The sequence below is a fragment of the Gemmatimonas aurantiaca T-27 genome (genome assembly GCF_000010305.1).
Classification (GTDB): Bacteria; Gemmatimonadota; Gemmatimonadetes; order Gemmatimonadales; family Gemmatimonadaceae; genus Gemmatimonas; species Gemmatimonas aurantiaca.
Window position 1 is genome coordinate 695,453 of record NC_012489.1, and the last position, 16,516, is coordinate 711,968.

Below are 16,516 nucleotides of genomic sequence, written 5' to 3' on the forward strand. Positions count from 1 at the left end.
GGGAGGGGCGCGAAGGCTTCACAAGCGACAGGGCGAACTTCGGTGCTGGTGTTGCGTCGACGCTGCAGTGTCTGTTGCGACGACGATCAATATTTCACTATCGGTAAATGCGATTTTATGATGTTGTTGTAGTTAAACGACTTAGCCGTTGTGATGTTTGTCTTTTTTCGCGGCCCGGAATGTGCTGTAATCGGACGCAAGTCTTACATCCTTGGTACCACCTTTCTCCAGGCACGCGTCAATGTTGAGTTTCCGTTCAAAGAGTCTTGTGGCTGCGTTCGGCGCGTTGGCGTTGGGTGCGACGGATGTGCAGGCGCAGTTCTACCGCAGCGGTGAGCAGACGACTGGTGTGTGCGCGGGTGGATACACGGTCTGTGATCTGAACTGGACGGTGCAGTGGTTCGGACTGTCCGGCGGCTTCACCAACGGTGGCGCGCACGAAGCGGCCATCATCACCAACCCGCCAAGCGGCGGCGGTGCGGCTGGCCCGTGGGCGCCGAACATTCCCGGTGTGCAGCAGTGGATCGGCGCGGCCAATGGTGCCACGCTTCCGGTGAACACGGGCAATGGCGTCAGCAACTACCGCTACTTCTTCCAGACCACGTTCGAGCAGCTCGTCTCGGGTGTGGTGGACTTCGGGATCGGCTGGGACAACCAGCTCGTGGGTGCGTGGGTCGGCGGTGCGATCCAGGGTGATGGCACGTTCTCGGGCGGCACGTCGTTGCTGCCGGGCGTTGGCATCGGCTCCCCGTACCAGAGCGGCAAGAGCGGTTTCTGCCGCGCTGATGGTGTCTTCCCGGAAGCGCAGCACCCGAACTGTGTTCTGAACCTCTCGTTGTTCGTCAACGCCGGTGAAAACGCAGTGCTCACCTTTGCCATCGAAGGCGACGGGACCACCGATGGTTTGCTGGTCGGCAGCTCGTACTCGACGGTGCCGGAGCCCAGCACCTACGCCCTGATGATCGCCGGTCTGGCGGCCATGGGTGTGGTCGCTCGCCGTCGTCGTCGCGCCTGATTCCTTCGGGCAGTCCGATGACCACGAGGGGTCCGCAGATATGCGGACCCCTCGTTGCGTATACGCCAGCGGTAGCCGGCGGGCGTCGGTCACCGTTGGCGTGGTACCCACCGCATCGTCGCAACCGGCTACACTCCTAGTGTGAGTCACGCCATCGATCCTGCTGCCAGTCGCCCGTCCAGCAACCCGTTTCGTGTGCTACGTGAGCACCGGAACTTCCGGTTGTTCTGGACTGGGCAGACGCTGTCGTTGATTGGTACCTGGATGCAAACGATGGCGATTGGTTGGTTGGCACTCCAACTCTCCAACAGCGCCTTTGTGGTTGGGCTGGTGGCCTCCGTGAGTGCCATTCCGGTGGTCTTTCTGAGCATGCACGGCGGCGCGCTGGTGGATCATGGCAACCGTTTGCGCATCGTGCGGATCACTCAAGCCGTCTTCCTGGCGCAGGCTACGACGCTCTGGCTGATCACCCTCACCGGGCACATCTCCATTCCCTGGCTGCTCGGGCTCGCGTTCGTGCAGGGCTGCTGCAGCGCCATCGAGATCCCGGCCCGTCAGAGCCTCTTTATCCGGCTCGTGGGGCGCGACGATCTGCAGCCCGCCATTGCGCTCAATGCCAGTGGTTTCAACCTGGCAAAGATCATCGGACCGTCTATCGGTGGCCTGGTGATCAACAAGCTGGGGATCGGGTGGTGTTTCGGGCTGAACGCGATGAGCTACAGTGCGGTGCTGTGGGGGTTGGCCCGCATTCGTCTCCCCCACGAGCAGCACGTTGTGCACTCTTCGCTTCGTGAAGCGCTCGCCCAAAGTACGGGCCATGCCGTTGATGGCATTCGCTATCTGCTGCAACCGGGATCCGTGCGGGAATTGCTCATCCTCGTCACGGCGAGTGCCATTCTCGGCGGACCGTTCCTGACGCTTGTGCCGGTGGTGGCACGTGATCAGTTGCATCTTGGCCCCGGCGGATACGGCTCGCTGCTCACCGCGGTGGGCATAGGGGGCTTGCTCGGCGCGCTGATCATCGCGGGACCACTCACGCGCTGGAGCAGAAAGGGACGCATCATGCGTGTGGCCGCGTTCACCTTTCCGGCGGCCCTCATCGGTTTGGCGGCAGCGCAGTCGTTGCCGGTGGCCTGGTTCTGGTTGTTCGTCACCGGCATCTCGGCCATCATCTTCACCGCACTCTCCAATGGTGCGTTGCAGCTTCTGGTGGAAGATCGCTATCGCGGTCGCCTGATGGCTTTTTATGGGTTGGTGTTCATCGGGTTGTCACAGATGGTGGGCTCGCTGGCCTTGGGTGCACTCGCGCGCGCGATGACTGCGCCGCTGGCGATTGGTGTGGCCTCATCGATCCTGTTGCTCGTCACGGGCGCCATGCGTGGGGCAGAGTTCTGGAGGCGGGTGTGAGCGACACCGTGAGTAAGGCCGTCAGACGACGGATGCTGGTGACAGGCGGCGCCGGGTTTCTGGGGGCGAACTTCGTGCGCTATTGGTCTGGCCAGCACGCCGATGATCATCTCGTGGTGTTGGATGCGCTCACCTATGCGGGCGACCGAACCCGGCTCGCGGACCTCGAAACGCGCGGCGCGATGGAGTTCGTGGTGGGGGACATCTGCGACGAGGTGTTGGTACGCGATTTGTTGGTGCAGCATCGTATCGACACCATCGTACATTTTGCCGCAGAGAGTCACGTCGATCGCAGCATCGTCGATGGTGGCCGGTTCGTGCGCACCAACGTGCTGGGCACACAGGCGTTGCTCGATGCCGCGCGGTCAGTATGGCAGGAGCGTGGAACATGGCGCAGCGGCGTGCGCTTTCATCACGTGTCCACCGACGAAGTGTATGGGCCCCTCGCGGAGGGCGCGTCGTCATTCAACGAACGCTCTCCCTACAACCCAAGCTCGCCCTATTCGGCGAGCAAGGCCGCATCGGATCATCTCGTGCGGGCCGCTGGCGTCACCCATGGCCTGCCGTACAGCATTTCGCACTGTGCCAACAACTATGGGCCGTTTCAGCATGCGGAGAAGCTGATTCCGTTCATGCTCAGGCAGGCTCTGCACGGATTGCCGCTGACCATCTACGGCGATGGTTTGCAGCGCCGCGAATGGCTTGCGGTGCATGATCACTGTGTGGCGCTCGACGCGATCTTGGGTGCGGATGTGGCAGGCGAGACATTCTGCATTGGTGGTGGCACGGAGCTCACCAATCTCGAGTTGGTGCATCGTCTGTGTGGCATGCTCGATGCCCGGTTCGCTGCCAATCCCGCACTGGCTGATCGGTTTCCGCTGTGTCCTGCAGCGCTTGGGGCTTCCTCTCGCACCCTGATCATACATGTCACCGATCGGCTTGGTCACGATCGTCGGTATGCGCTGGATTCGTCAAAGCTGAGCGTGTTGACCGGCGCGACGCCTGGTGTGGTGTTTGATGAGGCGTTGGAGCGCGTGGTGGCTGCTGTGTTGAGCGATATGGCGTGAGTTCCTCCATTCCCGAAGGTGAATCTGTCTCATTGTGACTGTGAGCACATTGTCCCGTGCGAGGATGTATTAGGGTGGGAATTCCCTGTTGCATCGCCCACGGCGGAGCACGATGTCTCTTCAGTCTGGAGTGGGAACATGATGCGTCGGACGTACGCCGTCCTTCTTGGTTCGATCCTGTTTGCTGCACCGGCGGCAGCGCAGACCGTCCTGTTTGAGGACGATTTCAATGGTCTGTCAGAAGGTGTTCCGTACACCTCGAATTTCGTCAACTGGAATGTTGTCGGAAAAGGCGTGGACGTTGTCGCGGATGGTTATGCATCGCTCGTGAGCTGCTATGGCAGCACCGGACTCTGCGTGGATCTCGACGGCAACGCGGGTGGTGGTTCGGCCGTGGGTCCACGAGGTCTCGAAAGCAAACTGATGTACTCATTTGCGGCGGGCGATATCGCGCGCTTCGAATTCGTGGTCAGTGGCAATCAGCGCGGCTCGGCATTTCCGAACTCCATCCTGGATGACCTGCTGGTGGGATTCCGATTCTCGAATGCCGTGACTCTCTCGGATGTCGCGCTCGAGATCGTTGACTACGGAATCGAAGATCCGCAGTCGGGCGGTACGTATGGTGTGTCGGATCCGTTCGTGCTGACACTGCAGGACATTCCGTACAACGCACTCTGGACGACATTGGCTGTTCGTTTCCAGGTGCTCGGCGCGACCGATATTGGTGTCTCGCTCACGACCCCTAGTGCCGACGACATCGGACCGCTGATCGACAACGCGGTATTCACGCGGACCTCCACTACCACCGTGCCCGAGCCGAGCACGTATGTGCTGATGGCCGCAGGATTGGCGGCGATGGCAATTGTGGCGAAGCGTCGCCGCGGGACCTGATTCACTCGCACAGATCATCAAAAGAAACGGGCCCATCATCATGATGGGCCCGTTTTGTTCATGGTCTGCCTTTGGTCAGAACCCGTGGTCGCCTCAGTTCAGCGTCAATCCGAATCGGATTGTGCGTCCAGGCTGCGGCAAGCCGCACTGATCGTACACGGTCTTGTTGCCGAGATTGTCCATCGCCACGAGCGCGGTGAGCCGCTGCAGCAGGCCACTGCTGCGTACACCGAAGGTGCGCGACACGGCGGCATCAGCCACGGTCTGCGACGCCAGTTCCACTTGGCGACCGAGATCCGGATGCTGGCAATACTGTGTACCGGTGTAACGTCCCATCACGCTTGCCCGGAAACCGGCCAGCGTCGGCGACGTCACGGCCAGTGAGCCGCGCTGTTCGGGGTTGTGTTCCGGGCGACGTTCATTGTCCGTGGTGATGGTCTGGTCGTACACACGGATCTTCTGGATCGTCGCGTCGGCCGTGATCGTGGCGCCTTTGAGCGCCACCGGTGCCCAGGATGTCAGTACTTCGGCGCCCGCACTGCGGATCTCGTCGCGATTGATGCGACGGAACAGGCGGTTGGGCAACGTGATGCGAATGACCGCGTCGTCCAGCACGTGACGGAAACCGACGACCTGCATCATGAACCCCTGCTCGGCAAACTTGCCGCCATCGAGGGTAACGCCGCCTTCGAATCCGAGCAGATTTTCAGGACGGAGATTCGGATTCGGATCGAAGCGATTGAGCGCGCCGCTGTACAACTCGCGCAGGGCGGGGAAGCGCGCCCGTTCACTCACCGAGGCGTGGAAGCGCACGCCCTCGTCCACCATGAGTGTGGAACCAAGGCGCCAGCCCGTCTTCTGCAGTGTGCCGAGCGAGGTGCGTCCGCCCGTTTCGGGTGTGCTGGCTTCATCCCGCACTACACCACCGGTCACCAACAACCGCGACGCGACTGGGACCTCGAGTTCCGCACCATAGCTGTTCAACTTCTGCTCGAATCGCGTGGCCGTGGAGGCTGCGAGATGGGCGTTCAGCGTTTCGTCGTACGCCACTGTGCTCATGGTGCCGGCCAGCTTGAGCTGCGCCGAGAACGGGAGTGAGTGGGTGGCTTCGAGACGCGCGATGTTCGTGCGTTCGCGCCCCTTTTCGGTCGAGGACACGGAGGCGTAGGTGCGATTGGCGTAGGTCTCGATTTCGAGATCCTGCGTGGTGACACCCGCGCTGGCGTTGACCGAGCCAAAGCCCAGCGGTGTCTTTTGCACGCCCGTGCCGGCTGAGATGATGCCCAGTGAGCGGGACTGCGACGGGTAGCGCCAGAAACGCGGTGCGGTGATGTGCTGCTCGGGTGCCACGCCCCGTTCGGCCGTGTAGGCGGTGCCGGTCAGCCCGACATAAGCCCCAGAACGGTGGTCGTAGCGCAACGCGCCAAAGCCATCGGTCTGATCGAGGTCGGTGTTGGTGCGCAGCTTGTCATTGCCTACATCACCGGGGTCCGCAGCGCCGCCCGTGAGGCCATCCCCTGGACTGCCTCCAGGAAGCGCAAAACCATCGCGATGCCGATTGGTGATGCCGCCGCGAATACGAAACGTGCCGTTGCCCAGCGTGATGGGGGCCGCGGCGGTTGCTGAAAGCACGCGGCTCGAGAACTGATCGAACCCGGTGCCAATGCGGAGGGAGGGGGCATTCGTCACGCCGGCGCGCAGTGGCGTGTTGAGATCCATGCGGATCACACCGCCAAGAGTGTTGGCTCCATACAACAGTGAGGATAGGCCGCGCACCACAGTGACCTGATCCATGCCCGTGGTCGGGGTGATGGATGGGTCCATGCGGGAATCCCAACCCACGGAAAGCGGAAGACCGTCGAGCATGACCGACGCTTGCCGGGAATCGGAGCCTCGTACGCCGATCTCCATTTCACCACGGGAATTCTGCCGTATGGTGACAAAGGCGGTCTGGCGCAGGATGTCGGCGAGGGCTGGCGCCGGTTGGAGTGGAATTGGGAGGGAATCCGGGCGTACGACGACAGCGGTGGCCCCACCCGTGACGGAGGGAGCTCGGCTCCCCCGTACGGAGAGGGGTTCGATTTTCTGCGCGCTGGAATCGCGAACGGGGGCTTGGGCGCTGGCGGACTGAGCCGAGAGCGCGACGACGAGAGCGGGGAGGGAGTAGCGAAGCATGCCCCCAATCTGGGAGGGACAACCTTTCATATTCATTAATTGTATAGGTTTCAATCCAACAGAATGATTCCGTTTGCTGTCAGTCTCTGGGTGGGGATTTCCTGTCTCCCTGGCGCAAAAATTGCTGCAAGGTGGCCTAGGTCACGTCTCGGTTGGCGTGCGCATTTTTCATACAGATGGAGTTTCATCATGATTCGTCGGATGTTCGCAGCCCTCGCCGGGTCCGCGTTGCTTGCCCTCCCGGCCTCGGCGCAGACGACGGTTCTGCTGCAGGATGATTTCAATTCGCTCTCCCAGGGTATTCCCTACACGTCGCCGTTGGCCAACTTCACGGTGATGGGCACGTCGATCGACGTGGTGCAGAACGGCAATTACAGCATCACCTGCGTGGGGAACACCGGTGCCTGTGTGGACCTCGACGGGACCCCGGGACCTGGCGGGTTGGCCAGCAAGATTTCCTATGCGTTCGCGGCCGGCGATGTGGTGCGTCTCCAATTCTCGGTGAGCGGAAATCAGCGTACGGCCGTGGAAGACGATCTCGAGATCGGCTTTACCTTCGACGACTACATCGAAGTGTTGGGTCTTGAGGTCTTCCTCAATGGCGGCAGCATCCTCGGTCCGGCCGACGTCGGTGTGACCGATTTCCTGACACTGCCGACCGCCGTCGCTGCCGATCAGCCGTGGTCCACACTCGTCTTCCAGTTCACAGTTGGGAGTGCTGCCAACATCGGCTTCTCGCTGTCGTCGAACAGCGCCGACAACGTGGGTCCGGTGATCGACGATGTGTTGTTCACGCGCACGTCCACCACGGTGCCGGAACCCAGCACGTATGCGCTGATGGCCGCCGGGCTGATGGCGATGGCTGCGGTCGCGCGTCGTCGTCGCGCCTGATTGCTTCGCAGTTCGGGAACACGAAGGGCCCGCCAATCGGCGGGCCCTTCGTATTTTGTCTCGGCTTCCTGAGCGGTGTTGCCGAGGCTCAGTAGTCCCCGCTGGGCCGGCGTCGACTCTCTCGTTCCGCACGTCGGTAGGAACCGGTGTCCGAACGCGAGATCTTTCGACGGGCCACGAGCGCTTCGAGCACCAATTCGCACGCCACAACCACTGTGGCCGAGTCGTTCCTCTGCGCCATGCCAAGGGCCACGACCGTGTCGACCAGCCCGGGCACCAGGTCGAAACCCTGCCGCACCAACGAGAGTCCAATCTCGTCCGAGACCTGCAACGCGCTCCCCTGATCGAACCAGATCACGATCTCGTCGGTGTCGAGATCTCCGGCGCGTGCTTGCAGAGTGGCATCACAGGCTCGCCGAATCAGTTCGCGGGCGATCGCCGCGCCACCCACGAGCTCACCCTCGTACTCCAGCTCCATCTTGCCCGTGATGGCCGGCAGCGCCGCGTAGACATCGGCAATGCGCGGCACCGCTTCGCTGTCACCGTTGCGCAGGGCGCGTTGTTCCGCGTTGGAGACGACATTTTCCATCGTGCTGATGGGCATGCGCTGTGATACGCCGGAACGTCGGTCTATGCGCTTGTCGTCACGGGCTTCGAAGGCCACACGCTCCACGACTTCTTCGATCAGGTCGGGTACGCGAATGGACACACCATCTTCACGGCGGGTCCACGCTTCCTGCTTCGTGATGGACATGCCGAGTTCCACCGACTCGGGGTAGTGCGTGATGATCTCACTGCCGATGCGGTCTTTGAGCGGTGTGATGATCTTGCCACGCGCCGTGTAGTCTTCGGGGTTGGCGGTGAAACAGAGCAGCACGTCGAGCGGCAGGCGCACGGGATAGCCTTTGATCTGGACGTCGCCTTCCTGCATGATGTTGAACAGGCCGACCTGCACCTTGCCCGCGAGATCCGGCAGTTCATTGAGCGCAAAGATGCCGCGATTGGCGCGCGGCAACATGCCGTACAGGATCGTGAGTTCGTCGCTCAGCAGATGCCCCCCGCGTGCCGCCTTGATCGGGTCGACGTCGCCGATGATATCGGCCACGGTGACGTCGGGGGTGGCGAGTTTTTCGACGTAGCGCTGGTCGCGCGTGACCCAACTGATCGGCGTGTCTTCGCCGTGCTGGTCGATCAGTTGGCGGCCGTACTTGCTGATGGGGCGGAAGGGATCGTCGTTGACCTCGCTGCCGGCGATCACGGGCATGACTTCGTCCAGCAGCGTGGTGAGTGCGCGGAGGATGCGGGACTTGGCCTGTCCGCGTAGTCCCAGCAGGATGAAGTTGTGTCGTGCCAGCAGGGCATTCACGATCTGCGGCATGACGGTGTCTTCGTAGCCGAGCACACCGCGGAAGAGCGGAGCGCCATCCTGCAGGCGTGCCACCAGGTTACGGCGGATTTCGTCCTTGACGCTGGCCGGGCGATTGGTGGCGTATCCGGAGCGCTTGAGCGCACCGAGTGTTTCAGGAAGTCGGGACATGGAAGGCGCTTGCAAGGGACTTGTGCATATCCTCAAGAACCTCACAGAGGTTCCGGTCTTTCGTCGCTGCTAGTTGTGCGGCCGCCAGATATCCCAATCGGAGCGCAGGGCGCGCCCTATCGCACTCAAGGGCATCAGGAGCAGACGTTGTGCAAAGAGGATGGTGGCTGACGGCCGTGCGATAGGCGGAGGGGCAACGCGGGACATCAACCACGGCAGCAAGGATAGGACTGCGCCCAGTAGAAGCAGAATCAGACCAGCGCGCAGGTCATACAGTGCCACGGCTGCAAGAACGCAGATCGCTGCCAAGGCGAGAAGAATCGGTGTCGCCGGTCGGATCAGCTTGTGCAGTGTGAAGTGCCAGAACATGGGGTTCTTCGCGGGGCGTAGCACTGCTGGAAACCAACGGATGAACTGTAGCATTCCGGTGGTTGTTCGCAGGCGCCTGGAGAACTCCTGCTCTCGCGTGAATCGACGCGGGTCGACTACCTGAGCTTCGGGCACCAGCGCTACACGTGCTCCACCAACGACCACCGAGTACGTACTCCAGAGGTCGTCGCATATGAGTCCAGCAGGCATCGGCGACCAAAAGCGACGTTGCATCAGATACGCACACCCAGTGACACAGATGACGCTGTGGTCCTGCATCTGGCCGAGTCGGATATTCAGCTCTCGCTGCCAGTAGCGATCCATCAAGGGGTCGCCACTGTTCGGAGCGAGCGTTGCGGTGGCCGCCCCCCACACCGGGTTCGATAGCCGCCGCACCAACTTGCCAATCACGTCGGGAGCGAACGTCTGAGCGGTGTCGACAAAGAGCAGCAGGTCGAAGCGTGCAGCTTCAACACCAGTGTTGAGTGCCGCCGCCTTACCTGGCGTGGAGGGGGTGCGCACGTGCGCAGTCTCTCCGAGAGTCTGCTGCAATTCCTCGAGTCGATCTCCATGTGCTCCGTCGAGTACGACAATTATTTCCAGGCGATCTTTCGGGTAGTCCGAAGCCAGGAGGTCAGCAAGCCGCGCGAGGATCTTGGGGGTCGGCTCACGGGTGGCGAGCACGACACTCACGCTGGGCAGTGTCGGGCCCGGTGTTGCCGCATTGTCATCGGATTTCGCAGGCGCCGGGGAGCGCCCGGAATGTCCACGCCGGGCCATGCGAGACGGGTACCAAACCCAGCCCAATACCAAGAGGCCGACAGCCGCGAGCGCAACGAACAGTAGGGTCGATATCACATGCGAACGGTACGCAGGGTGGGGCCGTTCAGCCAGCACTTTCGGTGGCCGTTGGCGGAATGGGACTGAGACGGTCGTGAGGATTCGGGACGGGCAAACTCATTGGTGCACAAGCGCTTCCTTGTTCAGGAAGCGTGATCCGCACCGCCTTGTCACTCTTGACACTCCCGCCTGGTATCGTAGATTGCCTTCGCTCGTTATCCCGTCGTCGGTATTCGAGCCCCCGTCGGTACCGCGCCGAGGGGGCCGTGCGCTTTTTTAGGACGCACGGCGCAAACACCGCACCGTCTGGAGTCCTCCACATGAAGCGCATCGCCCTCGTCGCCGCTGCAATCGTGCTCGCCGCCTGCTCCGCCAAGGAAGAGGCCCCCGCTGTTGATTCGGCCGCCGCTGCTCCGGCCGCCGCTGCGCCGGCTCCGGTCGCGGATTCGGTGGTGCCGGATTCGGCCGCTGCGGCTGCCGCCGCTGCTGCCGCCCCGGCCGCCGACTCGACCAAGCACTAAGTCGAATCGACCGCTGCACCTGCAGCTTGCAAACGGGGGCGCTCCAATCGGAGCGCCCCCGTTTTGCATGTCAGTCCGGAAAAGGCAGCGTGTTCACCGTTGCCGGTATCAGGACGGCGTCAGCCGATGCGCCCGTGTCCTTAGGAGGGAGTGCGCGAGCATGGATGGTCGTGCCGGGACCAATCTCCCGTCGCACCAAGGCAATCGCGATTGGGCCGAGTCGGGGAGAAATCGCGCTGCTGCGTACTTCGCCCACCACCTTGCCGGCGTCGTCCACCAGCGACGTGCCGCGCGTAAGCGGTACGGGAGACGACACCGCGCGCAGGTGCCGATTCACATGCCCCCGGAAGTGTACGCGGGCCACGGTTTCCTGGCCTGTGTAACACCCCTTGGTGAAGGAAATGGCGTCCAACGTGTCGAGATTGGCTTCCTGTGGAATCGTGTTTTCGTCCATGTCCATGAACATGGACGGACGCCCGCCCTCGATGCGCGCCAATTCCGCCACCGCCGCGCCAGACTCTGGCCCACAGATGGCCACGATCCGCTCACGCACATGTTCGGCGTGGTCGGTTGGCACGATCAGCCATACGCCGCTCATGCCCGCCAATGTGGGACCGGGCACGACGCGAATATCTGCGTCACCGATACGCGCCGCACCGTTCTCACCGATGCCCAGTGACTGCAATGCGGTGGCGATATTGCGACCATAAATGGCCCAGGTGTTCCACAACGCGCTTTCGTCGGTGGTACGGGCGAGACGCGGATTGATGTACTTGCGCGCGAGACCCAGCCAGCCTTCCACGGCACCGGCATCCACACCAACGAGGAATGTGTCTTCGTCGGCGCGCACGATGGTCATGTCGGCCACCATTTTTCCCTTTGGCGTGAGCGCGGCGGCATACTGACTCGCGTTCACGGCGAGCAGGGTCACATCATTGGTGACCAGCCCGTTGAGCGCATCGGCGGCCTTGGGGCCCTGAATACGCGTCCATCGCCATGGCCATGCAAACCAGGTGACGCCCTGGCGCAGCGCCTCGTAGCCGTGATGCTCTTCGGCCGTGAGTGGTACCGGAGGCAGGGCCGGAGCTTCCGTCACACCGTCGGTGGTTGCCGACGGCGACGGCTGATCATGAGTCGTCGACATGTACGAATGCTGACGCGAGGACCGCATTTTGTGAACTGCTCTCGATGGCCCGCCGCTGCTCCGGCGGTATCTGCATGGCCGTCAAGCGGGCATCGATGGTGCGCCAGCTTCTGAGAAAACTCGAGTCCGGGTGAGTTACAGACACCGGTGGCGCCACGCGATCGTCGGCGCAGCGGAGCAACGTGATGAGGAACTCGAGATCGGACAGCATGATGAGCGGCTCCACATCACGACGCAGTGAATCGGCGCGAATCACGATGCGATGTCCGGCCCGACTGCGATCGAGGATCTGCTGTTGTATGGTGGCGTTGAGTGCGACACCCTGAACCAATCGTGCGGCGTAGTGGCGCTGCGCGCGCAAAGACACCAGATCGATCGTGGTGTCATCCGCTGCGGGATCGGTGCCCGTTTTGGGGAGTGCGCCGCGCCGCTCGCGGAGCAGATGCACCACCGCTTCGTCGAGTGACCGACCTGCCACTACAGGCCGGATGTTGTCTACATCCACCGTGAGATGCTCTTCGAGGCATGCGGCACCAATGGCCTCCGCACGGAGTCCCAACGTGTCGGCCAGCACGCCGTCGAATGCGACGATCAGTGCCGGCATGAACTCAGGAGGGCGTGGTGCGCGATGTGGATGCGGACGTCGCGGCGTATGACGCAGCGAGCAGCTCCACCGGATGCACAACGGTTGTCTCACTGCCGCTCAGCAACAGGCCTGCTCCCATCTGCATCATGCAACCGGGGTTGCCTGATGCCAGCACGGTCGCACGAGTTTCCGCAATGCGCGCCAGCTTGGGCGCCAGTACGGCGTCCGATGTGCCGGGTTCCACCAGGTTGTAGATGCCGGCCGAGCCGCAGCACTGGTCGGCGTCCTCGAGCGGCACCACGTCGAGTCCGTCAATGACACTGAGCACCGTGAGCGGTTGGTTGACCACACGCTGCGCGTGCATCTGATGGCACGGCGGGTCGTGCGTGACGCGCAGGCCTCCAGTCAGCGCACCGCGTGCCGGTCCTACCGCCGCCAGTGCCTCACTGACATCGCGTGTGCGTTCGCTGATGCGCTGCGCACGCGCAGCCCACTCCGGCTCGTCGTGCAGCAGGTGCGCGTATTGCTTGAGCATCGCGCCACACCCCGCCGCGTTGACCACGATGGTGTCGGCGCCGGAGGCTTCGAACGCCGCGACATTCAGCCGGGCCAGTGCCTTGGCGCCGTCCATGTCACCGGCGTGCGCATGCAGTGCGCCACAGCAGCGTTGTCCCGGCGCTTCGCAGAGGGCGTATCCGTTGTGGGACAGTGCATCCGCCGTGGCCTGATTCACGTGCGAGAACAGGCCCGACATCACGCAGCCTTCCAGCATCGTGGTGCGTCCGCTCACGGGCGACGGAGTGGCCTGTGGGGCAGGGAGTGTCGGCGAGGCGCCACCATCATGGCGCGCTCGCTGCACCACCGATGACGGCGCGGTGGACGCGAGCATGGCCATGGGAAACGCGAGGCGGGGCGGCAGCACCTTGGCCAACAGACGTGGCAATCCCGTGGCACGAAACACCCTGGCACCGATCAACGCGGCACGCAGCAGCAGGTGGTGCCGGAATACAAAAAGAATGGGTCTTGCGATGAACGGAATGCCACGTGTTGGGGCCATGGTGGCGCGCGTGGCTTCCAGCAACTCGCCGTACGGTACACCCGACGGGCAGGCCGTTTCGCAGGCACGACAGCCGAGACAGCGATCGATGTGACGCGCGGCCGGATCATCGAGAGCGATGTCTCCTTCCAGCATGCGCCGCATGAGTACGATGCGTCCGCGTGGCGAGTCGTTTTCGTCTTCGAGATTGACGTATGTCGGGCAGGCCTGCAGACAGAATCCGCAGTGCACACACGCATCGAGACCTGCTGCAGCCTGTGCCAGCGGGGTGCCGGGCAATGCGCAGGGCGTCGTTGCAGCGTGGGCGAGATCGCGAGAGCTGGTCGTAGCGCTCATCACGTCGGGATGGACAGGTGAAACGTCAGGGGCATGGCCATCATCACACCGGCAATGGTGCGGGTGCGGGGGCCACGGCATCGAGGCGATTGCAGATATCGGTTGGGTCGAGCGCGCGCTTGATGCCTACTTCGAGCGGCGTACGGGTCGGGTGCTGTCGACGTCCCTGATCGATGGCGATGGCAATGGGATGCGACGCACCAAACGTCGTGGCCAGGCGCGCGACGGTGCCGAGCGCACGAGTCACCGTGCCCATGACCGCATCGGATTGGTCGGCTGCCTCCGTGAGGTCGACGTCGAATGCCTGTTGCGCATCCCATCGCGGCAGCACCACCCGCAGCGAACCGCGCAACGGTGAGTAGACGAGTGTGGCCGTGGGGAACGCATCGCGCACGGCGCGCACAAACGGCACGGCATCCGACAGTGCGGTGCGCAACCGCAACACCATGGCGTCAGGGGCGGTGACGCGTAGCGCGTCGACTTGTGTGCCGGAGAGCTCCACCAGATCCCGTGCACCCAGGCGCATCAGACGCTCCCGCAGCGAATCCACGCGGGCGCTATTGCCGCTCACGCGAGCCAGCAGTTGCGGCGCTTCACCCGGCACCAGCATCACCTGCATGGGAATCGGCGCGCGGTTGGCGACGAGTGGCGGGATGGCATCACCCAGTTCCGCCGACAAGCGACCACCGATCACCAGATCCCGATGTGGGATGGCATGCAGGCGCAGACTGACTTCGGCGATGGCGCCCAGCGTGCCCCAGGCGCCGGTGTGCAGGCGCACCAGGTCGAAGCCCGCCACGTTTTTCACCACGCGTCCGCCCGCGCGCGTGATGGCCCCCGTGCCTGTGACTACGGTGAGTCCAAGCACCAGGTCACGTACCTGGAGGTCGTCGAGTGCCAGCGGCGCAGGCGCCGCTGTGGCAATCATTGCACCGATGGTGGACTCGGGTGATCCATACGGCGCCGAGGCCAGCATTTGCCCGTGTTCGGCGGTGATGGCCGCCAATTCATGCACAGTGGTGCCGGCGCGCACCGTGATCACCAGATCACCCGGTGTGTACTCCACCACACCGGACAGGGCATGAAGCGACAAGGGCGTGGCGTCGACAAAGGGTCCGCCACCTTGCAACCAGGTCCCGTTGCCCACCAGTCGCACCGGACGATGCGCGTCGTGGTGTTCGCGTATGACGGTGGCCAGTGCGTCCACCGACGTGGGCGCACGGTCCGCGCTTGCGGCTTCGTTCACGCGCGCCGTCATCGACGTACCGCCGGGGTGGCGTGCCATTCGCGACAGGCGTGGACCGGAACGACTTTGCCGGGATTGGCTCGGCGGTCGGGGTCGAACACCGAGCGCACCCGACACATGGCATCGAGCGAATCAGCGTCGAAGAGCGTCTCCATGTACGGCAGCTTGTCGAGGCCGACGCCATGTTCGCCGGTAATGGTGCCCCCCACATCGATGCAGGTCTGCATGATGGCCGACATCGCCGCGTGCACCCGCGCGCTCTCGTCGGCGTCGGCGGCGTTGTACGGAATGTTCGGGTGCAGGTTTCCGTCGCCCGCATGAAAGACATTGCACACCCGTACGTTGTGCCGCGTGCCGATGTCGTTGATACGCGCGAGGACTTCGGGAAGTCGTGTGCGTGGCACCACGGCATCCTGCACCACCAGCGCTGGCGCGATGCGGCCCATGGCGCCAAAGGCTTTCTTGCGACCCTGCCACAACCGCATGCGATCGGCGGGTGCGGTGGCAACGAGCACCCCGCGCGCGCCACACTCGAGGCATGCATCGCGGATGATCGCCACATCTTCATCCAATCCGTCGGGGATACCGTCCACTTCACACAGCAGGATCGCGGCGGCATCGGTGGGATAGCCCGCAGCGTACACACTGGCTTCCACCGCCTGGATGGTGGCGTTGTCCATCATCTCGAGTGCGGCCGGCACGATGCCAGTGGCCACAATGCGCGACACGGCACGTGCCGCTGCATCAACGGAGGGGAAGTCCGCCAGGAGCGTGTGTACGGCGTCGGGCAGCGGCACGAGGCGTACGGTGATCTCGGTGGCCACACCAAAACATCCTTCGCTGCCGATGAAGGTGCCGAGCAGGTCGTAACCATCGGGTTCGCCGAAGGCGCTGCCGAGTCGGGTGACAGAGCCATCGGGCAGCACCACCTCACACTCGACGATGTGATTGAGTGTGACGCCGTACTTGAGGCAGTGTGGGCCACCAGCATTTTCGGCGACGTTGCCGCCGATGGTGCACACGGTCTGACTCGAGGGATCTGGCGCGTAGTGCAAACCGTAACGCGCGGCGGCGCGGGACAGCTTGGCGTTCACGACACCGGGTTCCACGCGAGCGATGCGATTGACCGGATCGACTTCGATGATCCGGGTGAGACGGTTGAGGCCGACGAGCACCACGTTGTCGGCCAGTGCGCCTCCCGAGAGACCGGTGCCGGCACCACGTGGGACAAAGGGGGTGGCCGTGCGGGCCAACTCACCGACGACGGCAATCAGTTCGTCTTTTGTGCCGGGCAGGACAGCCAGCGATGGCGTGGCGCGGTAGCCAGGCAAGCCATCAGCATCAAAGACCGCCAACTCCTGGCGGCGTTCCTTCACCCACTGTGGGCCGACGATCGCGGCGAGTGCATCGCGCATCCCCACAATCTATCGAGCG

14 protein-coding genes are annotated in these 16,516 nt (G+C 63.2%); 6 read left to right on the forward strand and 8 right to left on the reverse strand.

Annotation, left to right across the window (positions count from 1 at the left end; translation table 11 throughout):
- Positions 1-241 precede the first annotated feature (241 nt).
- From GAU_RS02990 to GAU_RS03005, 4 genes are all read left to right on the forward strand, one after another.
- Positions 242-1,015 (forward strand): PEP-CTERM sorting domain-containing protein, encoded by a 774-nt coding sequence (locus GAU_RS02990; RefSeq protein ID WP_012682076.1) that lies wholly within the window; start codon positions 242-244, stop codon positions 1,013-1,015.
- 141 nt (positions 1,016-1,156) lie between these two features.
- Positions 1,157-2,422 (forward strand): MFS transporter, encoded by a 1,266-nt coding sequence (locus tag GAU_RS02995; protein ID WP_012682077.1) that lies wholly within the window; start codon positions 1,157-1,159, stop codon positions 2,420-2,422.
- A gap of 8 nt (positions 2,423-2,430) precedes the next feature.
- Positions 2,431-3,489 carry a dTDP-glucose 4,6-dehydratase gene (gene rfbB, locus GAU_RS03000; protein ID WP_197526039.1) on the forward strand — a complete coding sequence of 353 codons (1,059 nt, stop codon included), beginning with the start codon at positions 2,431-2,433 and terminating at the stop codon, positions 3,487-3,489.
- 138 nt (positions 3,490-3,627) lie between these two features.
- Positions 3,628-4,380, forward strand: a complete 753-nt coding sequence (locus GAU_RS03005) for a PEP-CTERM sorting domain-containing protein (protein WP_012682079.1) — start codon at positions 3,628-3,630, stop codon at positions 4,378-4,380.
- A gap of 93 nt (positions 4,381-4,473) precedes the next feature.
- On the opposite strand, the gene GAU_RS03010 is transcribed toward GAU_RS03005, so the two are convergent.
- A complete protein-coding gene (locus tag GAU_RS03010) occupies positions 4,474-6,555 on the reverse strand; it encodes a TonB-dependent receptor plug domain-containing protein (protein ID WP_169307573.1) in 2,082 nt (693 codons plus the stop codon).
- A gap of 189 nt (positions 6,556-6,744) precedes the next feature.
- On the opposite strand from GAU_RS03010, the gene GAU_RS03015 reads away from it, so the two are divergent.
- Positions 6,745-7,446 carry a PEP-CTERM sorting domain-containing protein gene (locus tag GAU_RS03015; protein ID WP_012682081.1) on the forward strand — a complete coding sequence of 234 codons (702 nt, stop codon included), beginning with the start codon at positions 6,745-6,747 and terminating at the stop codon, positions 7,444-7,446.
- Between the two features lie 88 nt (positions 7,447-7,534).
- Here GAU_RS03015 and GAU_RS03020 read toward each other — a convergent pair whose 3' ends face one another.
- Entirely contained in the window at positions 7,535-8,983 is a 1,449-nt protein-coding gene (locus GAU_RS03020) for a magnesium chelatase (RefSeq protein ID WP_041265208.1), read from the reverse strand.
- A gap of 69 nt (positions 8,984-9,052) precedes the next feature.
- Entirely contained in the window at positions 9,053-10,045 is a 993-nt protein-coding gene (locus tag GAU_RS03025; protein ID WP_169307574.1) for a glycosyltransferase, read from the reverse strand.
- A 467-nt stretch (positions 10,046-10,512) separates the two neighbouring features.
- Here GAU_RS03025 and GAU_RS03030 point away from each other — a divergent pair, with 467 nt between their 5' ends.
- The gene (locus GAU_RS03030) at positions 10,513-10,713 is read left to right on the forward strand and encodes a hypothetical protein (RefSeq protein ID WP_012682084.1); all 201 of its coding nucleotides are present in this window, start codon (positions 10,513-10,515) and stop codon (positions 10,711-10,713) included.
- A gap of 70 nt (positions 10,714-10,783) precedes the next feature.
- On the opposite strand, the gene GAU_RS03035 is transcribed toward GAU_RS03030, so the two are convergent.
- The 5 genes from GAU_RS03035 to GAU_RS03055 are packed head-to-tail and all read right to left on the reverse strand — an operon-like array spanning position 10,784 to position 16,497.
- The gene (locus GAU_RS03035; RefSeq protein ID WP_012682085.1) at positions 10,784-11,857 is read right to left on the reverse strand and encodes a YgfZ/GcvT domain-containing protein; all 1,074 of its coding nucleotides are present in this window, start codon (positions 11,855-11,857) and stop codon (positions 10,784-10,786) included.
- Positions 11,841-12,461: a hypothetical protein gene (locus GAU_RS03040; RefSeq protein ID WP_012682086.1), complete on the reverse strand. Its 621-nt coding sequence runs from the start codon at positions 12,459-12,461 to the stop codon at positions 11,841-11,843. The genes GAU_RS03035 and GAU_RS03040 overlap by 17 nt, the downstream gene beginning before the upstream one ends.
- Before the next feature lie 4 nt (positions 12,462-12,465).
- Entirely contained in the window at positions 12,466-13,836 is a 1,371-nt protein-coding gene (locus GAU_RS03045; protein ID WP_012682087.1) for a heterodisulfide reductase-related iron-sulfur binding cluster, read from the reverse strand.
- 43 nt (positions 13,837-13,879) lie between these two features.
- Positions 13,880-15,094 carry an FAD-binding protein gene (locus GAU_RS20290; protein ID WP_169307575.1) on the reverse strand — a complete coding sequence of 405 codons (1,215 nt, stop codon included), beginning with the start codon at positions 15,092-15,094 and terminating at the stop codon, positions 13,880-13,882.
- Entirely contained in the window at positions 15,091-16,497 is a 1,407-nt protein-coding gene (locus GAU_RS03055) for an FAD-linked oxidase C-terminal domain-containing protein (protein WP_156798878.1), read from the reverse strand. The genes GAU_RS20290 and GAU_RS03055 overlap by 4 nt, the downstream gene beginning before the upstream one ends.
- Between the last annotated feature and the right edge of the window lie 19 nt (positions 16,498-16,516).